Source organism: Rhodococcus sp. SGAir0479, from assembly GCF_005484805.1.
Classification (GTDB): domain Bacteria; phylum Actinomycetota; class Actinomycetes; order Mycobacteriales; family Mycobacteriaceae; genus Prescottella.
Map to the genome: position 1 here is coordinate 2312098 of NZ_CP039432.1, position 22640 is coordinate 2334737.

Consider the following 22640-nt stretch of genomic DNA (forward strand, 5'->3'; position numbering starts at 1 on the left):
TCAGTGGCGGCGAATCGCCCGGACCCGGCTGCACCGCCTCCCCGCCGTCCCCGTCTCCGCCCCGGTCCGTCAGCCGAGCACGTCGGGTACGGGGACGTCCTCACCTCGGACGTGTTGCGCCAGGAACGACGCGACGACCTGGTACCAGACCTTGGCGTGCTGCGGAGCGAGCACCCAGTGATTCTCGTCGGGGAAGTACAGGAAGCGGTGACCGGTGGTCCCGTCGGCGTCGGCGGGCAGGCCCGATTCCGACAGCAGTTCGTACCACAGGCGCAGCCCCTCCCCGATCGGCACGCGGTAGTCCTTGTCGCCGTGGATCACCAGCATCGGCGTCACGATGTCGGCGACGAACAGGTGCGGTGAGTTCTCGAACGCCATCTCGGGCGTCATCTCCCGCTGCCAGTACCAGGCCGCGTCGGTGGTGGGGGCGAACTGGTCGAGTGCCCACAGGCCGGCGTGCGTGACGATCGCCCGGAACCGGTCGGTGTGCCCGGCGATCCAGTTGGCCATGTACCCGCCGAAGGACCCGCCCATCGCCGCGGTGCGCTTCGCGTCGATCTCCGGCAGCGCGACGGCGGTGTCGGTGATCGCCATGAGGTCGGTGTACGGTGCCTTGCCCCACTGTCCCCACCCGCGCTGGACGAAGTCCCGGCCGTAGCCCGTGGACAGCGCCGGGTCGGGCAGCAGCACCGCGTACCCCTGCGCCACCAGCAGCCACGGGTTCCACCGCCACGACCAGGTGTTCCAGGAGTTGAGCGGACCGCCGTGCACCCACAGCACCAGCGGCGCGGGCGACGCTGCGCACGCGGTGTCCGGCAACGCCAGCCAGGCGCGCAGCGGGGTCCCGTCGAGACCCTGCCCCACGACCTCGGTGAGGCGTCCCGGCAGCCGCGGCGCGCCGGCCGGTGCCCGCAGTTCCGTCACGGCGCCGGCGGCGTCGCCGGTCAGCGCGATCCGCACGGGGTGGGCCGGCCGCTCGTACGACGCCCGCAGCGCGTACACGGCCGTACCGTCCGGGGCCGGACACAGTTCGGTGTACGACGCGGCATCGGTGGTGAGCGGCACGGGCCGGTCTCCACGCAGCACGAAGACGGGTCCGCGGCCGTGGTCGTCCGCGGTCAGCAGCAGTCCCGATCCGTCGGGCAGCCAGGCCAGCGCGGTGGGCCAGCGATCCCAGTCGGCCGTGAGGTCCTCGATCGCGGCGCTGCCGAAGGTGTACCGGTGCAGCGTGATTCGCGGCGCGTTGTCAGGATCGCCGTACGCCTCACGCAGATACGCGACGCTCGTACCGTCCGGCGCGATCGCCGGACGCATCAGGTCGGCAGCCTCGTCGTCGACGAGCGTGGTGCGCCGGCCGGTCGCGGCGTCGATGCGCACCAGCATCGTGCGCCGCGACCCGAGGGCTCCCGGCACGGTCCAGGTGCTGACGACGAACGACCCGTCGGCGGCGAGGTCGTAGTCGGCGTCGCGCAGGGCCGCGCCCGGCGCCGGGGTGAGGTCGGCGAACTCGACCGTGGCCTCGTCGCTCGAGCCGGCCACCAGATGCGGGACCTCGGGTCCGAGGTCGTGGTCCCAGTACCGCACCGGATACCCGGTGTGCAGGACCGCGGTGACTTTCCGGTCCTTGCGTTCGCCGCGGATCCGCTCGTCGTCGTCGACGGTGCCCGACGTCCCCAGCACTCCCGTGCTCGCGACGAACCGGGGCGCCGACCGCGCGGCCCGGACGCCGGAGAGGCCGCCGCCGCGGGTGGCGATCCGCGACGCCTCACCGCCGCTCGCGGGCAGCCGCCACAGCGAGGCCGGGGCGTCGTCGGTCTCGTCCGGCGCGGGGCGAACCGCGGTGAAGAGAAGGTCGCCGTCGTGGGTGAAGGCGGCACCCGACTCGCCCTTCGAGCCCCAGGTGAGGCGGCGTGCCGGACGCTCCCCCGCCGGGTCGACGTCCCAGAGCGCGGAGACGTAGCGGGTACCCGTGTCGTCGAGCACCGACTGGGTGAGCGCCAACCGGGATCCGTCCGGTGACAGCGTGAGCGCCGAGGCCCGCGGCAACGCGAGATAGTCGTCGAGATCGTGGAACGGGGTCGCGGACAGCGGGGAGGGCGCAGGGTGCTGCTGGCTCGAGGTCACCCCTGATTGGTACCACTCAGCGCGGGTTCCGCCACATGCTCCACAGCGACGGGCCACCGTTCGGGACCACGATCTCGCCGGTGACCTCGAAGCCGAACCGTTCGTAGTACGGGATGTTGGCTTCCTTGCTCGATTCGAGATACGCGGGTGCGCCCTCGGCGTCGCAGCGCGACAGCCGGGAGTTCAACAGCGCCTTGCCGTAGCCGCCGCCCCGGCCGGCCGCGGAGGTCCCGATGGTCGCCAGGTACCAATGCGGCTCGCTGGGGTGCGCCGACTCGAGCGCGTGCGACACCTCGGCCCCGACCCGCACGTGGCGACCGAGCGCGAACGCGGTGATCGGCAGGGTCAGCAGCGAATTCAGTGTCGACTGCTTCCACCGCCCCGGCGGATCCCACAGCGCTCCGCCGACGACGACACCGTCCGGCGACTCCGCCAGTTCCGCGCCACCGCCCGCGAGGTGGTGGTAGCGGATCTCCGCGGCGAACATGCGCGCGAGCCCGGCCGGACGTCGCGCGGCATCGGGCAGGATCCAGCACATCACGGGGTCGTCGTCGAACGCCTCCGCGAGCGCGCGCGAGAGCGCCGGGACGTCCGATCGGGTCACTGGCCGCACGACGACTCCCATGCCGAGAGAGTACCGGCCGAATCAGGCGAGCAGGGGTGCGATGCGCGGCGGAATCTGCTGCAGCGCGTACGGCAGGCTCAGCACCGTGCTCCACGTCATCGCCTCGGCGGCCTCGTCGTCGAGGATGATCGCGCGGCCGTCCCGGACCACGTCGAGCGTCTGGTAGACCGGCGTCTTTTCGAGCTCGGCGCGGAGCTTGTCCCCGAACCCGCCGCCCGCGTACCAGACCAGCAGATCCACGTCGGCGAGCGAGAGCTGCTCGGTGCTGATCTCGGCGAAGTTGGTCGACCGGAGTTGTTCCGCCACAGGCGGGTTGACGAAGCCGAGCTCGGTGAAGAACCGCACCTTGGGGTCGTCCGGCCCGTACACGCCGAACTGGCCGGGGCCCTTGAGCGCGCCGACGAGGACGGTCTTACCGGCGAACGACGGGTGGGCCGCCGCGGTGTCCGCGAACTGCTTCTGCAGGCCCGCCACGAGTTCGGCCGCGCGGTCCTGCCGGCCGAGCGCCTCGCCGAGGATCGTCGTCTGGTCCTGCCAGCGCACGCCGTAGTCCGGGACGCCGGCCGGCTGCGCGACGGTCGGCACGAGTGCCGCGAGCTTGTCGTACTGCCCCTGCGTGAGACCCGAGTAGGTTGCGACGACGAGGTCCGGGGCCGCGGCGGCGACCTTCTCGACGTCGATGCCCGCACTGGCGCTGCCGACGATGGCGGGCTGGGCGTCGCCCAACAGCTCCTGCGCCCACGGCCACACCGCGTAGGGGTAGTCGCCGTACCAATCGAAGACCCCGACCGGGACCGCACCGAGCGCGAGCAGGGCGTCCTGGTCGTTGTAGCCGACGCTCACCACCCGCTGCGGGTTCGCCGGCACGGTCGTCTCCCCGTACTTGTGGGCGATCGTCGCGCCGCTTCCCGCGGTACCCCCGGTACCGCCGTCACCGGAATCGCTGCTGCACGCCGCGGCGAACGCGAGCAGCACGCCGGCGCCGCCGATCAGGAACCCGCGCCGGGACAGTTCGGCGGCTCGTGGCTGGATGTCACCCATCGTCAGGATCCTTCGATGCTCGTGGGGCGGACAAGGCGAGGTAAGGCTAGCCGACTTCGCGGGCAGCGTTCGGCGACTCGGCGCGTGCGCGCCCGCGCGAGCCGGGCCACTATGGGGACATGACGCTCCACGCCAGCCATGTCCCCGACGGGGACGACCTCGTCGCCGTACCCGCCGAGCCGTCCTCCGCAGGGAACGCCTGACATGGGTCGTGTCACCGCTCGCCGTCCGGTCCTGCGGATCACCCCCGACGGGTCGCGGCGCCGGCCGGACTCGCTCGCGGTCGAGGAGCCGCTGGAGATCCGCCTCGGGGGGCGCTCGCTCACGGTCACCATGCGCACGCCCGGCAACGACATCGATCTGGTGCACGGATTCCTACTCGCCGAGGGGATCATCGAGTCCGGCGAGGACGTGAGCGTCGTGCGCTACTGCGACGGTGTGGACGCGGACGGCGCCAACACCTACAACGTGCTCGACGTCGCCCTCGCCGCCGGTGTGCCCGATCCCGGGAACCGGGGGCGCCGCGAGTTCCTCACGACCTCCGCGTGCGGGGTGTGTGGCAAGGCGTCCCTCGATGAGGTCGCGGTGCGCAGCAGGTTCACCCTCACGGACAACACGCTCGAGGTGGGCGCCGACACGCTCTCGTCGATGCCCTCGACCCTCCGCAGCGCGCAGCGGGTGTTCGACGCCACCGGCGGGCTGCACGCCGCCGGACTGTTCACCACCGACGGTGCCCTGCTCGCACTCCGCGAGGACGTCGGCCGGCACAACGCCGTGGACAAGGTCCTCGGTTGGGCGCTCACCGAGAACCGGGTACCGCTCTCCGACGCGGTCCTCGTGGTGAGCGGGCGGGCGTCGTTCGAGCTGGCACAGAAGGCCACGATGGCCGGCGTGCCGGTGCTGGCGGCGGTGTCGGCGCCGTCGTCCCTCGCGGTCGACCTCGCGCGTGATCGCGGGATGACGCTGGTCGGATTCCTGCGGGGGGAGACCATGAACGTCTATTCCGGCGAGCACCGCGTCAAGATCTGACGCGGTGCTCGGCAAGATCTGACGCGGTGCTCGGCGGACACCGACGGCGGCCGGGCCGGGTCGCTAGCAGAGACCGGCCGGCTTCTCCCCCGCCTGGAGCGTGTGGAAGAACTGCGCCGCGTCGTCGAAGGACGCGGGGATCGCGGCCCGGTGATCGGCACCCTCGTAGGTCTTGTAGCCGACCTCGGAACCGTTGGCGCACAACTCCTGGACCAGACCCCGGCTGACCGGCTCGGTGATGAGCACGTCCTTCGTACCCTGCAGGACGAGCGTCGGAACCGTGGGCTTCAGCCGTCCCGGGGCCTGCTCGTCCAGGTAGGCGACGAGCTTGTCGATGTCGGCACCCGGCGCGAACGCCTTGTCGACAGGGACGGAACCGATCACGTCCCGGATCTGCGCGACACACCCGTTGCGGGCCGCGGTGAGCAGCGGCTTCGACTCGGGGGTGACGTAGTCGTCCGCGACGATCGACGGATCGGCAGCCTCCGCGCCCAGCAGGATCAGCGGCAGGAAGGCCAGCGCGGGCGCCACCTCGGGCGTGCCGGCCGCGAGGTACTGCGGGGTGGAACTGGTGTCGTTGCCGGGTGCGATGGCGACCGCGCCGCGCAGGTCCAGTTCCGGGGCGCGCTCGGCGCCCTGGGCGGCGGCGAACAGCGTCGCGTGGCCGCCCTGGCTGTGCCCCATCGCGTACCACTGGGAGCCGATCGAGTCGTCGAGCGAGCGGCTGGCCCGCACGATGTCGACCACCGCGTTCGCCTCGGTTCCCCCGTCCATGTACGGGTGCCCGCCCGGCGTGCCCATGCCGACGTAGTCGGTCTGCACCACGGCAAACCCGTCGGCGAGGTACCTGTCGAGGGTCTGGTCGACCCCGCCGAGGTAGTCGTGCGCGGGCCCGTCGAGCGTGTCGTTCGACGGCGCGCAGATGTCGGAGACACCGGTGGTGCCGTGCGCCCAACTGATCACCGGCCACCCGCCCTCCGGTGCCGTGCCCCGAGGGACCGAGACGGTGCCGGACACCACGACCGGCTCACCCTGCGCATTCTGCGACGCGTAGGTGACGAGTTCGCTGCGGCCGGCACTCGGCAGCACCGGAGCGCCACGTAGTTCCTGGCTCGACAGCAACCGGCCGGGCTCGAGCGCGGCCGCGTCGTCCTGCTCGGACGCCGCGTCACCGCAGCCGGCCGCCCCCAGCCCGACCGTGGCCGCGACGGCCGCGGCCAGAACCGCCCGCCCCGTGCGTGATCCCCCGTTGTTCGTCACCGAGAACACGTGAACACCTCCAAAATTAAGATATCTGTCTCAGGACGGAGAAGATAGCGCATTCAGTACTCTTGTCCGTCATGAGCACCCCGAACGGTCGCGAGACGCTGCTCCACGTCGCCGAACGCCTCATCGCCGAGCGCGGTCTGCACGGAGTCTCGGCCCGCGAGATCGTGAGAACGGCCGGGCAGCGCAACAACTCGGCCATCACGTACCACTTCGGCTCATGGGACGGGCTGCTCGAGGCGGTATGGCTGACCCACGTCGACAACATCAACAACGCTCGTCGCGCCCTCCTGGAGGCACTCGACGAGGACGAACCCGATCGACTCGCCGCACTGGTCGAGGCCTACATCCGCCCGTTCGTCGCCGAGGTCGCCGCGCACCAGCCGTCGTACTGGGCGCGGTTCAACGAGCAGTGGCTGACCGGCGTACACATGGACTTCGTGACGCGGCCGACGTCGCTGATTCCGCACGATCCCAAGTATCCGCGGGTCGGCGGCATGACGATACTCAAGGACCTGTTCGCCGCCATCGGCGCCGAGCTCACGCACGTCGACGAGCGCCTGCGCGCCCGCCGGGTCGCGCTCATGGCTCGCTTCGCGGTCGCCGGGATGGCGTCGTGGGAGCGCGAGGCGGAGATCGGCGATGCACCCGACCTGATGCTGTTCGAAAACGAGCTGACGTCGATGGCGCTCTCACTCCTGCGCGCGCCCTGAGGCCGATGACCGCCGCACCCGACGCCGGGGACCGATCCGTGCCGAACACTGTGCTCGGCAAGGTGGTCACGGTGCTCGACGCCTTCACCGCCGACGACCATTGGGTCGGTTTCACCGAACTCGTCCACCGCACCGGCCTGAACAAGACGACGCTGCACCGACTGCTCGCCGAGTTGGTCCGTACGCGGCTCATCGACCGCTCCGGCGGCCGGTACCGGCTCGGCCGGCACCTGTTCGAGCTCGGCATGCGCGCCTCGGTGGAGCGCGGTCTCATCGAGGTCTCGACCCCGTTCCTCGAGGACCTGCGCGAGCGCACCCGGGAAACCGTGCATCTCGGTGTCCTCGAAGGCGAGGAGGTGGTCTACGTCGCCAAGATCGGTGGGCACCGACAGGCCGAATCCCCGTCCCGGATCGGCGGCCGAATGCCGTTGTACTGCACCGCTATCGGCAAGGCAATGCTGGCGCACTCCCCCAACGAGCTCAAGGTCCGCACCCTGGCCGGGCCCCTGCCGCGCCGGACCCCGCGCACCATCACCAGCCCGGGGCTGCTGGCCCGGCAGCTCGAGGCGGTCGCCGAGTCGGGAGTGTCGTTCGAGTACGAGGAGTCCGCCGTCGGCATCGTGTGCGTCGCCGCGGCGATCCTCGACGCCGACGACCATCCCATCGCGGGCGTCAGCGTGACCGGACCCGCCACCCGCTTCCGCCCCGAGGCGCACACCAACCAGGTGCGCGCCGCCGCCGCGGGAATCGCGGCAACTCTCGCTCGGCGGGACAACCTGCGCCAGGACTAGGTGTCAGCAGGTACGTTTCGCTCAGCGAAACTGAATGCTCGCGCTGGGCGGCGCCCGTCCAGCACAGTCCTTACAAGCACAACCCACGACAAGGACATCCATGCCTGACACCGAAACCACGATCTCCGAAGAGGCGATCACCCAGGCCGCGACGCGCCTGGCCACGGCGGCGAAGACCGGCGTCGCGTGCGCCCCGATCAACGACCTCATCGGTCCCTCCGACATCGGCGTCGCGTACCGCGTGCAGCAGCAGCTGATCGACTGGCAGATCGAGGACGGCGCCGTCGTCGTCGGCCGCAAGATCGGCGCGACGTCGCTGGCCGTGCAAACCCAGCTCGGCGTCGACCAGCCCGACTTCGGTGTCCTGTTCGCCGACATGGACGTCTCCGACCTGCCCGAGGTGCCGACCGAGCGGATGCTCCAGCCCAAGGCCGAGGCCGAGGTGGCCTTCCGCCTGGGCGCCGACCTCGCCGAGGGCGATCTCGACCTCGACCAGATCCGCGCCGCCGTCACCGGTGCCGTCGCGGCGCTCGAGCTGGTCGACAGCCGCATCGAGAACTGGAAGATCCTCATCACCGACACGGTCGCCGACAATGCGTCTTCGGGCCTGTACGTGCTCGGCGACAACTGGGTCTCGCTCGACGAGTTCGAGCCCAAGGACGTCGTGATGAAGATGTACGCCGACGACGAGCTCGTCTCGGAGGGCAACGGCGAAGCCTGCCTGGGCGACCCGCTGATCGCGCTGCAGTGGCTCGCCCGCACCGCCCGCGAGTACGGCGAACCGCTCCGCGCCGGCCAGGTCGTGCTCTCCGGAGCGTTGGGCCCCATGGTTCCCGCCGCCCCGGGGGTGACCATCCGCGCCGAGCTGTCCACCCTCGGCACCGTGACCGCAGTTTTCTCCCGGAAGGAATCGTGACAATCGTGACGAACAACGCTGATTCGAAGAAGATTCGGGTCGCCATCATCGGGCCGGGCAACATCGGCACCGACCTGATGATCAAGGTCCTCAACAAGTCCGACGTGCTCGAGATGGGTGCCATGGTCGGCATCGATCCCACGTCCGACGGCCTCGCCCGGGCGGAGCGCCTCGGCGTGCCCACCACGTCGGAGGGTGTCGACGGCCTGATCGCGCTCGAGGGCTTCGACCAGATCGACATCGTCCTCGATGCGACCTCCGCCAAGGCGCACGTCGCCAACTGCGAGAAGCTCGCTCCGTTCGGCAAGAAGATCATCGACCTCACCCCGGCCGCGATCGGCCCGTTCGTGGTGCCGCCGGTGAACCTCGAGGAGCACCTCGACGAGGATCTCGACAACCTGAACATGGTCACCTGCGGTGGTCAGGCCACCATCCCGATGGTCGCCGCGATCTCCGCCGTCACCCCCGTCCCCTACGCCGAGATCGTCGCGTCGATCTCGTCGAAGTCGGCCGGCCCCGGCACCCGCGCCAACATCGACGAGTTCACCGAGACCACGTCGAACGCCATCCAGCAGGTCGGCGGTGCCGGCCGCGGCAAGGCCATCATCATCCTGAACCCGGCCGAGCCGCCGATGCTGATGCGCGACACCGTGCTGGCGCTGATCGGTGACGCCGATCAGGAGGCGATCCGCGCGTCGATCAAGGACATGGCCGGCCGCGTCGCCGAGTACGTCCCCGGCTACCGCCTCAAGCAGGAGGTGCAGTTCACGCCGATCGCCGCGGACGAGCCGGTCCACACCCTGCTGCCCGAGGGCGCCGGAGCGGTCACCACCAAGGTCACCGTGTTCCTCGAGGTCGAGGGTGCGGCCGACTACCTGCCCGCGTACGCCGGCAATCTCGACATCATGACCTCGGCCGCCCAGCGCACCGCCGAGTCCATCGCGCGCCGCCTGATCGCCGCGCGCTCCAACACCCCCGCGGAGGTCTGAGCGTGTCCACCAAGCTTTACATCCAGGACGTCACCCTGCGCGACGGCATGCACGCCGTCCGGCACCGGATGTCCCCGGAGAACGTGGCCCGGATCGTGGCGGCGCTCGATGACGCCGGTGTCGACGCCATCGAGGTCTCGCACGGTGACGGCATCGCCGGCGGCTCGCTCAACTACGGCCCGGGGTCGAACACCGACTGGGAATGGATCGAGGCCGCTGCCGGCGCGGTGAAGAACGCCAAGCTCACGACGCTGCTGCTGCCGGGCATCGGCACCATCGAGGAGCTCGAGCACGCCCACAAGCTGGGTGTGCAGTCGATCCGCATCGCGACGCACTGCACCGAGGCCGACGTCTCGGCGCAGCACATCGCGAAGGCCCGCGAGCTCGGCATGGACGTCTCCGGCTTCCTGATGATGAGCCACATGGCTCCGCCGGAGCTGCTGGCCCAGCAGGCCAAGCTCATGGAGTCGTACGGCGCACACTGCGTGTACGTCACCGACTCGGGTGGACGCCTGACGATGGACGACGTCCGCGCCCGTATCAAGGCGTACCGGGACGTGCTCGATGCCGACACCCAGATCGGCATCCACGCCCACGAGAACCTCTCGCTCTCGGTGGCCAACAGCGTGGTCGCCGTCGAAAACGGCGTCTACCGCGTCGACGCCTCCCTCGCGGGTCAGGGTGCCGGCGCCGGCAACTGCCCCATCGAGGCGTTCATCGGTGTCGCGGACCTGTACGGCTGGGAGCACGGCTGCGACGTGTTCAAGCTGATGGACGCGGCCGACGACATCGTTCGCCCGCTGCAGGACCGCCCGGTCCGGGTCGACCGTGAGACGCTGACCCTCGGCTACGCCGGTGTGTACTCGAGCTTCCTCCGCCACGCCGAGAAGGCCGCGGCGGACTACGGTCTCGACGCCCGCACCATCCTGCTCGAGGTCGGCAAGCGCGGCCTCGTCGGCGGCCAGGAAGACATGATCGTCGACATCGCGCTCGATCTGTTGAGCAAGGAATCGGCTTCCGCGTCCGCGTGAGCAACCGGTGATCACCTCCGCGTGATCCACTGACGAAGAAGGTCGGGCCGTCCCTCCGGGCGGCCCGACCTTTTGCGTCGTTCCTTCACGGTGCCCCTCCACGGTCGGCCCCGGTCATCGTCGGGGACGGCACCGGCCCCGCAGGTCCAGGAGCACGAACGACACTGCCCGCCCGACGGTGAGTCGGGCGGGCAGTGTGCCGAAGGGGCTGGCGCGGACTACGCGGACTTGTCGCGGCGCTCGCGTTCGGGCTTGCGCGGCACGATCGTCGGCAGGACGTTGTCGTTGACCGTCTCGGCGGACACCACGACCTTCGCGACGTCGTCGCGGCTGGGGATGTCGTACATCACCGGCAGCAGCACTTCCTCCATGATGGCGCGCAGGCCGCGGGCACCGGTTCCCCGGTGGATGGCCTGGTCGGCGATGGCCTCGAGCGCGTCGACAGTGAACTCCAGCTCCACGCCGTCCATCTCGAAGAGGCGGGTGTACTGCTTGACCAGAGCGTTCTTGGGCTCGGAGAGAATCTTGACGAGGGATTCCTTGTCCAGGTTCGTCACCGACGCGACGATCGGGAGACGGCCGATGAACTCGGGGATCAGACCGAACTTGATGAGATCCTCGGGCATCACCTCGGCGAAGTGGTCCTGCGTGTCGATCTCCGCCTTGGAGCGGACCTCGGCGCCGAAACCGATGCCCCGCTTGCCCACTCGATCCGACACGATCTTCTCGAGTCCCGCGAATGCACCCGCGACGATGAACAACACGTTGGTGGTGTCGATCTGGATGAACTCCTGGTGCGGGTGCTTGCGTCCGCCCTGCGGGGGCACACTCGCCTGCGTGCCCTCGAGGATCTTCAGCAGCGCCTGCTGGACGCCCTCACCGGAGACGTCGCGCGTGATCGACGGGTTCTCGCTCTTGCGCGCGATCTTGTCGACCTCGTCGATGTAGATGATGCCGGTCTCGGCGCGCTTGACGTCGTAGTCGGCGGCCTGGATCAACTTCAGAAGGATGTTCTCGACGTCCTCGCCGACGTAGCCCGCCTCGGTGAGTGCGGTGGCGTCGGCGATCGCGAACGGCACGTTGAGCATCTTCGCCAACGTCTGCGCCAGATACGTCTTGCCGCAACCGGTGGGGCCGAGCATCAGAATGTTCGACTTGGCCAGCTCGACGGTCTCACCGCGGGCGTCACGGCTGCGATCACCGGCCTGGATGCGCTTGTAGTGGTTGTAGACCGCCACCGCCAGCGTCCGCTTCGCGGCGTCCTGACCGATGACGTAGTTCTCGAGGAAGTCCCGGATCTCCGCCGGCTTCGGCAGCTCGTCGAGCTTGACCTCGCTCGACTCGGCGAGTTCCTCCTCGATGATCTCGTTGCACAGATCGATGCATTCGTCGCAGATGTAGACCCCGGGTCCCGCAATGAGCTTCTTGACCTGCTTCTGGCTCTTACCGCAGAAAGAGCACTTGAGCAGATCGCCGCCGTCACCGATGCGTGCCATCTCGTAAGGTCCCTACTTCCTTGTCTACGTACGAGCCCGGGCGACCGACTCCGACGGTCCGCCGAAGGCGGTTTCCGCATCCTCGGGTCAGGTCCGAGGGCTCTTGGTGTGACCGTACCCGCAGTTCGCGAACGAGGTCGACCTAAAGGCCGTGATTCCCGGGCGGCGAGGGACGTTCCGGCGGACGAATCACATCCGTCGTCACTCCGGAATGCCCCCGGCCCGGCCCGTGTTCGCCCCGGTCCGCCGCCATCCGAGGACTCGGCGTGTCGGCGGACCGGGACGGGCGACATCACTTCTGGGCGGACAACTTTCGGTACTCGAGAACGTTGTCGATGATGCCGTACTCCTTGGCCTCTTCGGCCGTGAGGATCTTGTCGCGATCGGTGTCCTTGCGGATCACGTCGGGATCCTTACCGGTGTGCTTGCCGAGCGTCGACTCCATCAGGCGACGCATCCGTTCGATCTCCGCAGCCTGGATCTCGAGGTCCGAGACCTGGCCCTGGATCCCGCCGGTGGCCGGCTGGTGGATCAGCACCCGGGCGTTCGGCAGCGCCAGGCGCTTGCCCGGCGTCCCGGCCGCGAGCAGCACCGCGGCCGCCGAGGCCGCCTGGCCCAGGCACACGGTGGTGATGTCGGCACGCACGTACTGCATCGTGTCGTAGATCGCCATCAGCGACGTGAACGAGCCACCCGGCGAGTTGATGTACATGGTGATGTCGCGGTCGGGATCGAGCGACTCGAGCACCAGCAGCTGGGCCATGATGTCGTTCGCCGACGCGTCGTCGACCTGCGTGCCGAGGAAGATGATGCGCTCCTCGAACAGCTTGTTGTACGGGTTGGACTCCTTGACGCCGTAGCTGGAGTGCTCGATGAACGACGGCAGGATGTAGCGGGACTGGGCGCCGGACGGAGCCTGGCCACCGAGCGCGTGGGCGGCACGGGGATCGAACATGTTGGTCATCTGTTCTCCAAGGATGGTCTGAACGGAAGGGCGAGTACGGCGCGGGTCAGTTCCCTGCGCCCCCGGCCTGCCGGGCGCGGGTGACGACGTGGTCGACGAAGCCGTACTCGAGCGCTTCCTGCGCCGTGAACCAACGATCGCGGTCCGAGTCGGCGGTGATCTGCTCGACGGTCTGACCGGTGTGCTGGGCGATGAGTTCGGCCATCTCCCGCTTGGTGTGCGCGAACTGCTCGGCCATGATCGCGATGTCCGACGCGGTGCCACCGATGCCCGCCGACGGCTGGTGCATCATGATGCGCGCGTGCGGCAGGGCGTAACGCTTGCCCTTGGTACCGGCCGAGAGGAGGAACTGTCCCATCGAGGCGGCCAGACCCATACCGAAGGTCGCGACGTCGCACTCGGCGAACTGCATCGTGTCGTAGATCGCCATGCCCGCCGTGACGGAACCGCCGGGCGAGTTGATGTACAGGTTGATGTCCCGCGTCGGGTCCTCGGCCGACAGCAGCAGGATCTGGGCGCACAGCTTGTTCGCGATGTCGTCATCGACCTGCGTTCCGAGGAAGATGATGCGCTCGCGAAGCAGGCGTTCGTACACCGAGTCGCTGAGATTCAGACCGGACGTGGCCGAGGTCATGGCGGGATTCTGGTAAGTCACGGTACCTGCCTTCTCGATATTTCGATGGTTCCTGACACAGACACTAACGAAGTAGGGCGGCACCGGAGTCCCGGTGCCGCCCTACTTCGCTGAAAGCGGAAAAGTCATTCCGTGGAAGACTTCGCTCCTGGCGGGCGCCGAACGCGCCGCCGGGACCTACTCCTGCTCGGCCGCCTCGACGCCCTCGGCGTCTTCCGCCTCGGCCGTACCGAACATCTCCGCGGTGTCGATCGTCTCGCCCGTGGTGTCGGTGATCGTGGCCGCGTCGACGACGCCGGCGAGGGCCTTGCCGCGACGCACGTCCGCGAAAACGGCGCCGAGCTGGTTGGCCTGCTGGATCTGCTGGATGAACTGCTCCGGCGCCATGCCGTAGCGCTGCGCCTGGAACAGGATGCGCTCGGTCAGCTCGTCCTGGCCCACCGTGGTGCCGGCCGCGTCGGCGATGGCGTCGAGCAGCAGCTGGGTCTTCACCGAGCGCTCCGCGGCCTCCTTCGCGTCCGCGTCGAACTGCTCACGCGTCGTGCCCTGCGACTCGAGGAGTTCGTTCAGCTTCTCCTCGTCGTGGTCGAGTCCGTGGATGGCGTCGTGCAGCGCGGCGTCGACCTCGGCCTGGACGACGGCCTCGGGAACCGGAACCTCGACGGTCTCGAGCAGCGTCTCGAGCACCTTGTCGCGGATCTGGCCGGCCTGCTCGACCTTGCGGACGCGGGCGACGCGCTCACGCAGGTCGGCCTCCAGCTCGGCGAGAGTGTCGAACTCGCTTGCCATCTGGGCGAACTCGTCGTCGGCCTCGGGCAGCTCGCGCTCCTTGACCGAGTTGACGGTGACGGTGATGACGGCTTCCTTGCCGGCGTGGTCACCCGCGACCAGCTTCGAGGTGAAGTCCTTGGAGTTGCCGGCCTCGACACCGATGAGCGCCTCGTCCAGGCCCTCGATCAGCTGACCCGAGCCGACCTCGTGGGACAGGCCCGTGGTGCTGGCCTCGGGAACCTCTTCGCCGTCGACCGTCGCCGACAGGTCGATCGACACGAAGTCGCCGTCCTGCACGCCGCGCTCGACGCCCTTGAGGGTGCCGAAGCGCTGACGCAGCGACAGCATCTGCTCCTCGACCGCCTCGTCGGTGATCTCGATCGGGTCGACCTCGACCGCGATGGTGCCGAAATCGGGAAGGGTGATCTCGGGGCGGACGTCGACCTCGGCGGTGAACGCCAGCTCCTGACCGTCCTCGAGCTTGGTGATCTCGATGTCGGGCTGACCGATGACCTTCACGTCGGACGCCGAGACGGCCTCGGAGTAGCGAGCCGGCAGCGCGTCGTTGACGACCTGCTCGAGGATCGCGCCGCGGCCGACGCGGGCCTCGATCAGCTTGGACGGCGCCTTGCCCGGACGGAAGCCGGGGAGACGGATCTGCTGCGCGAGCGCCTTGTATGCCTTGTCGAAATCAGACTTGAGCTCCTCGAAGGGCACCTCGACGTTGATACGGACTCGCGTCGGGCTGAGCTGCTCGACGGTGCTCTTCACGGATCTGGCTCCTTCGTTGTGGTGGTGCTCTTCGTTCTGTCTGTCGTTCGTGCGCGCCCGGAACACTGTCACGGCTCCGTCGCGCGATTGGTCGGGGTGACAGGATTTGAACCTGCGACCCTCCGCTCCCAAAGCGGATGCGCTACCAAGCTGCGCCACACCCCGTCCGAACAGGACTACGCGAATCTCGCGAGGACCCGGGGCAGAATCCTACGGCCCCCCGATTATGAAATCCAAAGCGAGGTCGGTACAGTCTCATCTCGCACACGACATCGCTGGCGATCCCACAAATGTCGTCTGCACGGGGATGTAGCTCAATGGTAGAGCCCCAGTCTTCCAAACTGGCTACGCGGGTTCGATTCCCGTCATCCCCTCTCACGAGGAAAACCCCGGTCCAGCCGCTCGACGCGGCAGGACCGGGGTTTCGTCGTTTTCGGATCCCTTTCCGCCCGACCCCGGCTCGGCATGGCGCCCCGGTGACGTCTTTCACAGCCCGGCGACCCCCTTCCCGGTCGGACCGCCGCGCCCGGGCGGGCGACGCCCACTTCCGGACCCCTTCCCAAGCCGCAGTGGAACCTGTTACAAGTTTTCTACGGTTTTCACAGGGTTCCACTGCCTCACGAAGGAGTGCCGGATGCACACCCCCCTCTGCGACGAACTCGGTATCGAGTTTCCGATCTTCGCGTTCACCCATTGCCGCGACGTGGTGGTCGCCGTCAGCAAGGCCGGCGGATTCGGCGTCCTGGGCGCCGTCGGGTTCACCCCCGAGGAGCTCGAGATCGAGCTCAAGTGGATCGACGAGCACATCGGCGACCGCCCCTACGGCGTCGACATCGTGATCCCGAACAAGTACGAAGGCATGGACTCGAACCTGTCGGGTGACGAGCTCAAGAAGATGCTGCAGTCGATGGTGCCGCAGGAGACGCTCGACTTCGCGCGCGGCATCCTCTCCGACCACGGCGTCCCGGTGCCCGAGGATCCCAACGAGAACGCGTTGCAGCTGCTGGGGTGGACGGAGGCCACCGCCACGCCGCAGGTCGAGGTCGCCCTCCAGCATCCCAAGGTGACGCTCATCGCGAACGCGCTCGGCACCCCGCCCGCCGACATGATCGAGCACATTCACGCCGCCGGTCGCAAGGTCGCGGCGCTGTGCGGCTCGCCGTACCAGGCACGCAAGCACGCCGACGCCGGCGTCGACATCATCATCGCCCAGGGCGGCGAGGGCGGCGGCCATTGCGGCGAGGTCGGATCGATCGTCCTGTGGCCGCAGGTGGTCAATGAGGTCGCGCCCGTCCCGGTGCTGGCGGCCGGGGGGATCGGCAGCGGCCAGCAGATCGCCGCCGCTCTCGCCCTCGGGGCGCAGGGTGCCTGGTCCGGCTCGCAGTGGCTCATGGTCGAGGAGGCCGAGAACACCACCGTGCAGCAGGCCGCGTACGCGAACGCGAGCAGCCGCGACACCGTCCGCAGCCGCTCGTTCACCGGCAAGCCGTGCCGAATGCTGCGCAACGACTGGACCGAGGCGTGGGAGAAGGAGGGCAACCCGGAGCCTCTCGGCATGCCGCTGCAGTACATGGTGTCGGGCATGGCCGTGGCGGCCACCCACAAGTACCCCGACGAGACCGTCGACGTGGCGTTCAACCCGGTCGGGCAGGTGGTGGGCCAGTTCACGAAGGTGGAGAAGACCGCGGCCGTCATCGAGCGGTGGGTACAGGAGTACCTCGAGGCCACGGGCACGCTGGAATCCCTCAACGCCGCGGCGGGCGCCTGACCCGCGGGACTAGTCCGGCAGGAGCGGGACGCTGTCGCCGCGGTCGCGGCCGAGCAGCGCGGCGCGGGTGACCGCGACCGCCCCGAACTTGGCCCGGACGGCGTCGAGCGCGCCGTCGAGCCGGACACCGTCGGTCTCCGCCACCGGCGGCCCGGTGTCCGGCTCGAACGGTAGGGCGAGTTGCTCGGCACCCTCCCGGTCCAGGTTGGTCAGTGCGACGCCGACCAACGTCAGCCCCCGCTCCGCGACCAGCGGCTGCGCCTGCGCGAGCAGCGAGCGCACCGCGGACAGGATGACCTCCGTCCGCGCCGACGCCTCCGGGAGTGTCACCGATCGGGTCGCCCGGTCGAAGTCGGCGAACCGCAGGCGCAGCACGACGGTCCGGCACACCCAGCCGGCGGCGCGGAGGCGGCGCGCCACCCGGTCCACCAACGCCGCCGCCGTCGAGTCGATCTCGGCGAAGCTGCGCGGACGACGCCCGAGCGCGTGCTGCGCGCCGATCGACCGGCGTCGACGCCCGGTCTGCACCCGGCGCGGGTCGCGGGCCCAGGCGAGCGCGTGCAGGTGCCGCGCGGACGCCTGCCCCACCACGGTGGCCAGTTCGCGCTCCGGCAGCTCGGCGAGCTGCGCGACGGTCCGGACCCCGTAGTCGTGCAGCTTCCGCGACGTCACCTTGCCGACCCCCCACAGCCGCTCGACCGGTAGCGGGTGCAGGAACGCGAGCTCGCGGTCCGGCGGCACGACCAGCAGTCCGTCGGGTTTGCCGACCGCGCTGGCCACCTTCGCGAGGAACTTGGTGCGCGCCACCCCGACCGTGATCGGCAGTCCGACCTCGTCGCGCACCGCTCGACGCAGGCCATCGGCGATGCGTGCGGGACTCCCGGCGATCCGGTGCAGTCCACCGACGTCGAGGAAGGCCTCGTCGATGGAAATCCCCTCGACGAGCGGTGTCGTGCGACGGAAGACGTCGAAGACCGCGCGACTGGCCGCCGCGTACGCCGACATCCGCGGCGGTACGACCACCGCGTCCGGACACAACCGACGCGCCAGCGCGCCGCTGCTCGCGGTGCGGACCCCTCGCGCCTTCGCCTCGTAGCTGGCGGCGAGGACGACTCCCCCACCCACGATCACCGGCCGTCCGCGCAGGCTCGGATCGTCGCGCTGTTCGACCGACGCATAGAACGCATCGAGATCGGCGTGCAGGATCGTCGCCTCGGCGGACCCCGGAGCGTCTGCAGCGCGAGAAGCGCGTACGTCGGACACGAACATATGTTCGCATCGACCCCCGACAGAAGTCCATGTCCGAGTCGCAGGTCATCGAGCCCCGGTATCCTGGGTGTTGTCCGTTTTGTCGCCTCCGGAAGGCACCCCGTGGAACTCCTCCTCATCGTCGTCGTACTCGGCGCCGTCGTCTTTCTGGTCATGAAGAGCCAGAACAAGAACAAGGGCCACTCGGCGAACCAGCTCGAAGACGCCAAGGCGGATGCACGCCAGGCGATCGAGCGACTGGGTGGCCAGGTCTACAACCTCGTCGGCAGCGACGACGCGTCCAAGCAGGCGCTCGCCGATGCCTCCGAGCGGTACACCGCCGCCGGGTCGCAGATCGAACAGGCCAGCACCCCCGTCCAGGCGCGTCTGGCCAAGCAGACCGCGCTCGAGGGGCTGTATTACATCCGCGCCGCGCGTACGGCCATGGGCATGGACCCCGGCCCGGAGGTCCCGAGCATCGACGGCCAGAAGTCGGCCGGCGCGGTGACCGAGGACCGCGACATCGAGTTCGAGGGTCGCCAGGTGTCGGCGTCGCCCAATCCGTCGGCACGTACGCCCAACTACTACCCCGGTGGCCGTGTGGCCGGACGTCCGGTGCCCGCGGGCTGGTACTCCGAGCCGTGGTGGAAGCCCGCACTCGTCGCGGGCGCGTGGGGCGTGGGCTCGATGTTCCTGTTCTCGGCGCTGTTCTCGGGCATGTCCGGGGTCGGATACGACGCGCAGGCGTTCGAAAACGGCTACGGCGACGGGTACCAGGACGGGCTCGACGCCGGCCAGGGCGACGACATGGGCGGTGACGCCGGGGGCGACGGGGGCGACATGGGTGGTGGCGACACCGACTACGGCGCCATGGGCGACGGCGGCGGCGACTTCGGTGGCGGCGACTGGGGTGGCGGTGATTTCGGCGGGGGCGACTTCGGCGGAGACTTCGGCGGCTTCGACTTCTAGTCGGCCTGACAGCCGGGGCACCAGAACAGGTTGCGCCCCTTCATGACAGCGTGAGCGATCGGCGTGCCGCAGATGCGGCACGCCGATCCTGCTCTGCGGTAGGTGTAGGTGCGCGGACGGTCCTTCGCGTACGACGGCTCGCCGTGGTCGTCCTCCGGGCGGACGACGTGCATCTTGCCGCGCCGCACCCCGATCTTCATGAGGTCCACAAGGTCGGCCCACATCGCGTCGAATTCGGCGCGGCTCACCCGCTTACCGGGACGTTCGGGATGGATGCCGTGCCGGAACAGGATTTCGGCGCGGTAGACATTGCCGACGCCGGCCAGGACGGCTTGGTCCATCAGAAGCGCCCCGATCGGCGTCTGCGACTTCGAGATTCGCGCCCAGGCGCGTTCCGGGTCGGCGTCCGCACGGAGCGGATCGGGACCGAGCCGGGCCTCGATCGCGGCCACCTGCGGCTCGTGCAGCACCTCGCACGCGGTGGGCCCGCGCAGGTCGGTACCGAACTCGGTGCCCACCATCCGCATCCGCACCTGCCCGACGGGCGGTTCGAGCGGTAGCGGCGACTCGGTGAACTTCCCGTACAGCCCCAGGTGGACGTGCACCACGAGACCGTTCTCGTAGTGGTGCCACAGGTGCTTGCCCCACGCGTCGGAACGGACGAGGACGCGACCGTCGATCATGGCCGCGTCCTCGGTGAAACGTCCCTGTGGGCTCGACACCCGCACCGTCGATCCCGCGAAGCGCCGCTGGTGCAGCCGCGCGAGACGGTGCAGGGTGTGTCCCTCGGGCACTGTGGCTCCTAGGCCTCGGGGGCCTCGGGGGCCTCGGGAACGGCCGGTGCGACACCGGTCTTCTCGTACTCGGCCAGGATGTCGATGCGGCGCTGGTGGCGCTCCTCCCCGGACCACGGCGTGGCCAGGAAGGCGTCGACGATCGCGAGGGTCTCCTCGAGCGAGTGCATGCGGCCGCCGATGCCGATCAGCTGGGCGTTGTTGTGCTGGCGCGCGAGCTGTGCGGTCTCGACGCTCCAGGCCAGCGCGCAACGCGCACCCGGCACCTTGTTGGCGGCGATCTGCTCGCCGTTGCCGCTGCCGCCGAGGACCAGTCCCAGGCTGCCCGGATCGGCCACGACGCGGCGGGCCGCCTCGATGCAGAAGGCCGGGTAGTCGTCGACGGCGTCGTAGACGTGCGCACCGCAGTCGACGGCCTCGTGACCGTTGGCGGTGAGGTGTTCGATGATCTCGTTCTTGCGTTCGAAGCCGGCGTGGTCGGCACCCAGGTATACGCGCATGTCCCCAATTCTGACAGGGGCCACCACCGCTACCACCGCCGGGACGACGGCCACGCCGGACGGCCGGGTCGCACGATCGCGACCCGGCCGTCCGATCCAGGGCCGGTGACCGGACTCAGTCGAACGCCGGATCCTCCGTGCGGGTGCGCTTGAGCTCGAAGAAGTGCGGGTAGGACGCGAGCGCCACCGCGCCGTCCCACACTCGGCCGGCGTCCTCGCCGCGCGGGATCCGGGACAGGACCGGACCGAAGAACGCGGTGCCGTTGACGTGGATGGTCGGGGTGCCGACGTCGTCGCCCACCTTGTCCATGCCGGCGTGGTGGCTGCGGCGCACCTCCTCGTCCCACTCGTCGCTCTCGGCGGCCTGCGCGAGTTCCGCCGGCAGGCCGACCTCGGCGAGCGCCTCGACGACCACGGCGGTCAGGTCCTGATTGCCGCCGTTGTGGATCCGGGTGCCCATCGCGGTGTAGAGCGGCAGCAGGATCTCGTCGCCCCGATCCTTCGCCGCCGCGACGAGCACGCGGACCGGGCCCCACGCCTGGACCATCCGCTCGCGGTACTCCTCGGGGAGCTCGCGCCCCTCGTTGAGCACGGCCAGGCTCATGACATGGAAGTTCGCGTCGATGTCGCGGACCTTCGTGACCTCGAGGATCCAGCGCGACGTGATCCAGCACCACGGACACAGCGGGTCGAACCAGAAGTCCACGGTGTCCTTGGCTGCTCCGGCTGCGGTCGTATCGCTCACGTGCGTCTCCCTGTCCTCGGTCGTGGATCTCGGACGCGACCGGCACTTCGCCGGGTCGCCCACTCGATTCAAGACAACCACGACCCCCGGGGAATCCTTCCCGCGCATACCCGCCCACCGATAGTGTCGACGGCAGGACAGCCACCAGCGAGAGCCTGCACGGCGGCCGGCAGCGACGGTCGTCGCGGCTCGGAGACGGAGCCATCCCGTGACCTCCCCCGACCGTTCCAACCGCACCGTCGTGATACTCGGCGGCGGCCTTGCCGGCGCCAAGACCGCAGAAGCCCTGAGAGCCAGGGACTTCGACGGGGCCATCGTGCTCGTCTGCGCCGAGGACCATCTGCCGTACGAGCGCCCGCCGCTGTCGAAGGAGCACGTCGCCGGCAAGAAGGATCTGCCCGATTTCACCGTCCAGCACGGCGACTGGTACCGCGACCACGCGATCGACGTGCGGTTGGGCACCGAAGCGACCGGGATCGACCGGGAGCGGCGCCGCGTAATGCTGCCCGACGGTTCGACCGTCGGCTACGACAAGTTGGTACTCGCGACGGGTTCCCGCTCGCGCCGGCCGCCGATCCCGGGAGCGGACGCCGCGCGCGTGCACTATCTGCGCACGATCGACGACTCGGACGCGTTGATCGCCGCGCTGACGCCGGGGTCGCGCCTGGTGATCGTCGGCGCCGGGTGGATCGGCCTCGAGATCGCCGCGGGGGCGCGGGGCCGGGACGTGGCGGTGACGATCGTCGAGACGGCGGAGCTGCCGCTGCTGGCCGCGCTGGGCCGCGAGATGGGCGCGGTGTTCGCCGACCTGCACCGCGAGCACGGCGTCGACTTCCGGTTCGGTACCGGTGTCGACGAGATCACCGTCTCCGACGGCCACGCGGACGGCGTCCGACTGGCCGACGGCACGGTGGTGCCTGCGGACGCGGTCCTGGTCGCGGTCGGCGCCGCGCCGAACATCGAGATCGCCGAGGCCGCGGGGCTTTCCGTCGACGGCGGCGTCCTGGTCAACGGCAACCTCACCACCAGCGACCCCGACATCGTCGCGGTCGGCGACATCGCCGCCCAGCAGCATCCGCTGCTCGGCACGCGGGTCCGCGTCGAACACTGGGCCAACGCCCTGAACCAGCCGGCGGTCGCGGCCGCGACCCTGCTCGGACACCCCGAGGAGTACACGAACCTGCCGTACTTCTTCACCGACCAGTACGACCTCGGCATGGAGTACGTGGGCTGGGCACCGACGTACGCGCGGGTCGTCACCCGTGGGAACGTCGAGAACCGGGAGTTCCTCGCTTTCTGGCTCGACGAGGAGAACCGTGTGCTGGCCGGCATGAACGTCGACATCTGGGACGTCACCGACGACGTCAAAGCGCTCGTCGCGTTCTCCGGCCCGACCGATCCCGACCGGCTCGCCGACCCCACCGTCCCCCTCTCCGAGCTCGTCTCCTGACCCCG

21 protein-coding genes and 2 tRNA genes are annotated in these 22640 nt (G+C 69.5%); 10 read left to right on the forward strand and 13 right to left on the reverse strand.

The features are described from left to right. Positions 1-69: 69 nt before the first annotated feature. From E7742_RS10805 to E7742_RS10815, 3 genes are read right to left on the reverse strand one after another with little or no spacing between them, the layout of a single operon-like run. The gene (locus E7742_RS10805) at positions 70-2124 is read right to left on the reverse strand and encodes a S9 family peptidase (RefSeq protein ID WP_254699237.1); all 2055 of its coding nucleotides are present in this window, start codon (positions 2122-2124) and stop codon (positions 70-72) included. A gap of 16 nt (positions 2125-2140) precedes the next feature. Further along, a complete protein-coding gene (locus E7742_RS10810) occupies positions 2141-2749 on the reverse strand; it encodes a GNAT family N-acetyltransferase (protein ID WP_137798955.1) in 609 nt (202 codons plus the stop codon). Between the two features lie 21 nt (positions 2750-2770). Further along, on the reverse strand, positions 2771-3790 hold the full coding sequence (locus E7742_RS10815) for an iron-siderophore ABC transporter substrate-binding protein (protein ID WP_137798956.1): 1020 nt from the start codon (positions 3788-3790) through the stop codon (positions 2771-2773). A gap of 204 nt (positions 3791-3994) precedes the next feature. Here E7742_RS10815 and fdhD point away from each other — a divergent pair, with 204 nt between their 5' ends. After that, the gene (gene fdhD / locus E7742_RS10820) at positions 3995-4819 is read left to right on the forward strand and encodes a formate dehydrogenase accessory sulfurtransferase FdhD (protein ID WP_137798957.1); all 825 of its coding nucleotides are present in this window, start codon (positions 3995-3997) and stop codon (positions 4817-4819) included. A 63-nt stretch (positions 4820-4882) separates the two neighbouring features. Here fdhD and E7742_RS10825 read toward each other — a convergent pair whose 3' ends face one another. Then, positions 4883-6088: a lipase family protein gene (locus E7742_RS10825; protein ID WP_254699238.1), complete on the reverse strand. Its 1206-nt coding sequence runs from the start codon at positions 6086-6088 to the stop codon at positions 4883-4885. 71 nt (positions 6089-6159) lie between these two features. Between E7742_RS10825 and E7742_RS10830 the strand changes: the two genes are divergently transcribed. The 5 genes from E7742_RS10830 (at position 6160) to dmpG (ending at position 10525) form a co-directional block, all read left to right on the forward strand. Then, complete coding sequence (locus tag E7742_RS10830) at positions 6160-6798, forward strand: TetR/AcrR family transcriptional regulator (RefSeq protein ID WP_137798958.1); 639 nt, start codon at positions 6160-6162, stop codon at positions 6796-6798. Positions 6799-6803: 5 nt separating this feature from the next. Then, a complete protein-coding gene (locus tag E7742_RS10835) occupies positions 6804-7589 on the forward strand; it encodes an IclR family transcriptional regulator (RefSeq protein ID WP_137798959.1) in 786 nt (261 codons plus the stop codon). Positions 7590-7689: 100 nt separating this feature from the next. After that, positions 7690-8505 carry a 2-keto-4-pentenoate hydratase gene (locus tag E7742_RS10840; protein ID WP_137798960.1) on the forward strand — a complete coding sequence of 272 codons (816 nt, stop codon included), beginning with the start codon at positions 7690-7692 and terminating at the stop codon, positions 8503-8505. Beyond that, entirely contained in the window at positions 8502-9494 is a 993-nt protein-coding gene (locus E7742_RS10845; RefSeq protein WP_441346899.1) for an acetaldehyde dehydrogenase (acetylating), read from the forward strand. The genes E7742_RS10840 and E7742_RS10845 overlap by 4 nt, the downstream gene beginning before the upstream one ends. A gap of 2 nt (positions 9495-9496) precedes the next feature. Continuing rightward, on the forward strand, positions 9497-10525 hold the full coding sequence (gene dmpG / locus E7742_RS10850) for a 4-hydroxy-2-oxovalerate aldolase (protein WP_137798962.1): 1029 nt from the start codon (positions 9497-9499) through the stop codon (positions 10523-10525). Positions 10526-10743: 218 nt separating this feature from the next. On the opposite strand, the gene clpX is transcribed toward dmpG, so the two are convergent. The 5 genes from clpX to E7742_RS10875 all read right to left on the reverse strand — a co-directional run bounded on the left by clpX (position 10744) and on the right by E7742_RS10875 (position 15326). Beyond that, positions 10744-12021: an ATP-dependent Clp protease ATP-binding subunit ClpX gene (gene clpX / locus E7742_RS10855; protein WP_137798963.1), complete on the reverse strand. Its 1278-nt coding sequence runs from the start codon at positions 12019-12021 to the stop codon at positions 10744-10746. A gap of 292 nt (positions 12022-12313) precedes the next feature. Beyond that, complete coding sequence (locus tag E7742_RS10860) at positions 12314-12976, reverse strand: ATP-dependent Clp protease proteolytic subunit (protein WP_175420605.1); 663 nt, start codon at positions 12974-12976, stop codon at positions 12314-12316. A gap of 55 nt (positions 12977-13031) precedes the next feature. Continuing rightward, complete coding sequence (locus tag E7742_RS10865) at positions 13032-13640, reverse strand: ATP-dependent Clp protease proteolytic subunit (RefSeq protein ID WP_441346900.1); 609 nt, start codon at positions 13638-13640, stop codon at positions 13032-13034. A gap of 156 nt (positions 13641-13796) precedes the next feature. Further along, positions 13797-15161, reverse strand: a complete 1365-nt coding sequence (gene tig, locus E7742_RS10870; RefSeq protein WP_175420463.1) for a trigger factor — start codon at positions 15159-15161, stop codon at positions 13797-13799. 88 nt (positions 15162-15249) lie between these two features. Further along, a tRNA-Pro gene (locus tag E7742_RS10875) sits at positions 15250-15326 on the reverse strand. A 138-nt stretch (positions 15327-15464) separates the two neighbouring features. Between E7742_RS10875 and E7742_RS10880 the strand changes: the two genes are divergently transcribed. Beyond that, a tRNA-Gly gene (locus E7742_RS10880) sits at positions 15465-15535 on the forward strand. Positions 15536-15795: 260 nt separating this feature from the next. Then, positions 15796-16929, forward strand: coding sequence for a nitronate monooxygenase (locus E7742_RS10885; RefSeq protein WP_137798965.1), 1134 nt, complete (start codon positions 15796-15798; stop codon positions 16927-16929). Positions 16930-16938: 9 nt separating this feature from the next. Here the strand turns inward: E7742_RS10885 and dinB are convergent, their stop codons facing one another. Next, positions 16939-18198 (reverse strand): DNA polymerase IV, encoded by a 1260-nt coding sequence (gene dinB / locus E7742_RS10890; protein ID WP_137798966.1) that lies wholly within the window; start codon positions 18196-18198, stop codon positions 16939-16941. A gap of 102 nt (positions 18199-18300) precedes the next feature. Between dinB and E7742_RS10895 the strand changes: the two genes are divergently transcribed. After that, positions 18301-19146, forward strand: a complete 846-nt coding sequence (locus E7742_RS10895; RefSeq protein ID WP_137798967.1) for a GA module-containing protein — start codon at positions 18301-18303, stop codon at positions 19144-19146. Here the strand turns inward: E7742_RS10895 and E7742_RS10900 are convergent. The 3 genes from E7742_RS10900 to E7742_RS10910 all read right to left on the reverse strand — a co-directional run bounded on the left by E7742_RS10900 (position 19143) and on the right by E7742_RS10910 (position 21185). Next, positions 19143-19940 carry an Fpg/Nei family DNA glycosylase gene (locus E7742_RS10900; protein WP_137798968.1) on the reverse strand — a complete coding sequence of 266 codons (798 nt, stop codon included), beginning with the start codon at positions 19938-19940 and terminating at the stop codon, positions 19143-19145. The genes E7742_RS10895 and E7742_RS10900 overlap by 4 nt on opposite strands. Positions 19941-19948: 8 nt before the next feature. Next, the gene (locus E7742_RS10905) at positions 19949-20440 is read right to left on the reverse strand and encodes a ribose-5-phosphate isomerase (RefSeq protein ID WP_137798969.1); all 492 of its coding nucleotides are present in this window, start codon (positions 20438-20440) and stop codon (positions 19949-19951) included. Positions 20441-20555: 115 nt separating this feature from the next. Continuing rightward, the gene (locus tag E7742_RS10910) at positions 20556-21185 is read right to left on the reverse strand and encodes a DsbA family oxidoreductase (protein WP_137798970.1); all 630 of its coding nucleotides are present in this window, start codon (positions 21183-21185) and stop codon (positions 20556-20558) included. Positions 21186-21393: 208 nt separating this feature from the next. Between E7742_RS10910 and E7742_RS10915 the strand changes: the two genes are divergently transcribed. Next, positions 21394-22635 (forward strand): NAD(P)/FAD-dependent oxidoreductase, encoded by a 1242-nt coding sequence (locus tag E7742_RS10915; protein WP_137798971.1) that lies wholly within the window; start codon positions 21394-21396, stop codon positions 22633-22635. Positions 22636-22640 lie beyond the last annotated feature (5 nt).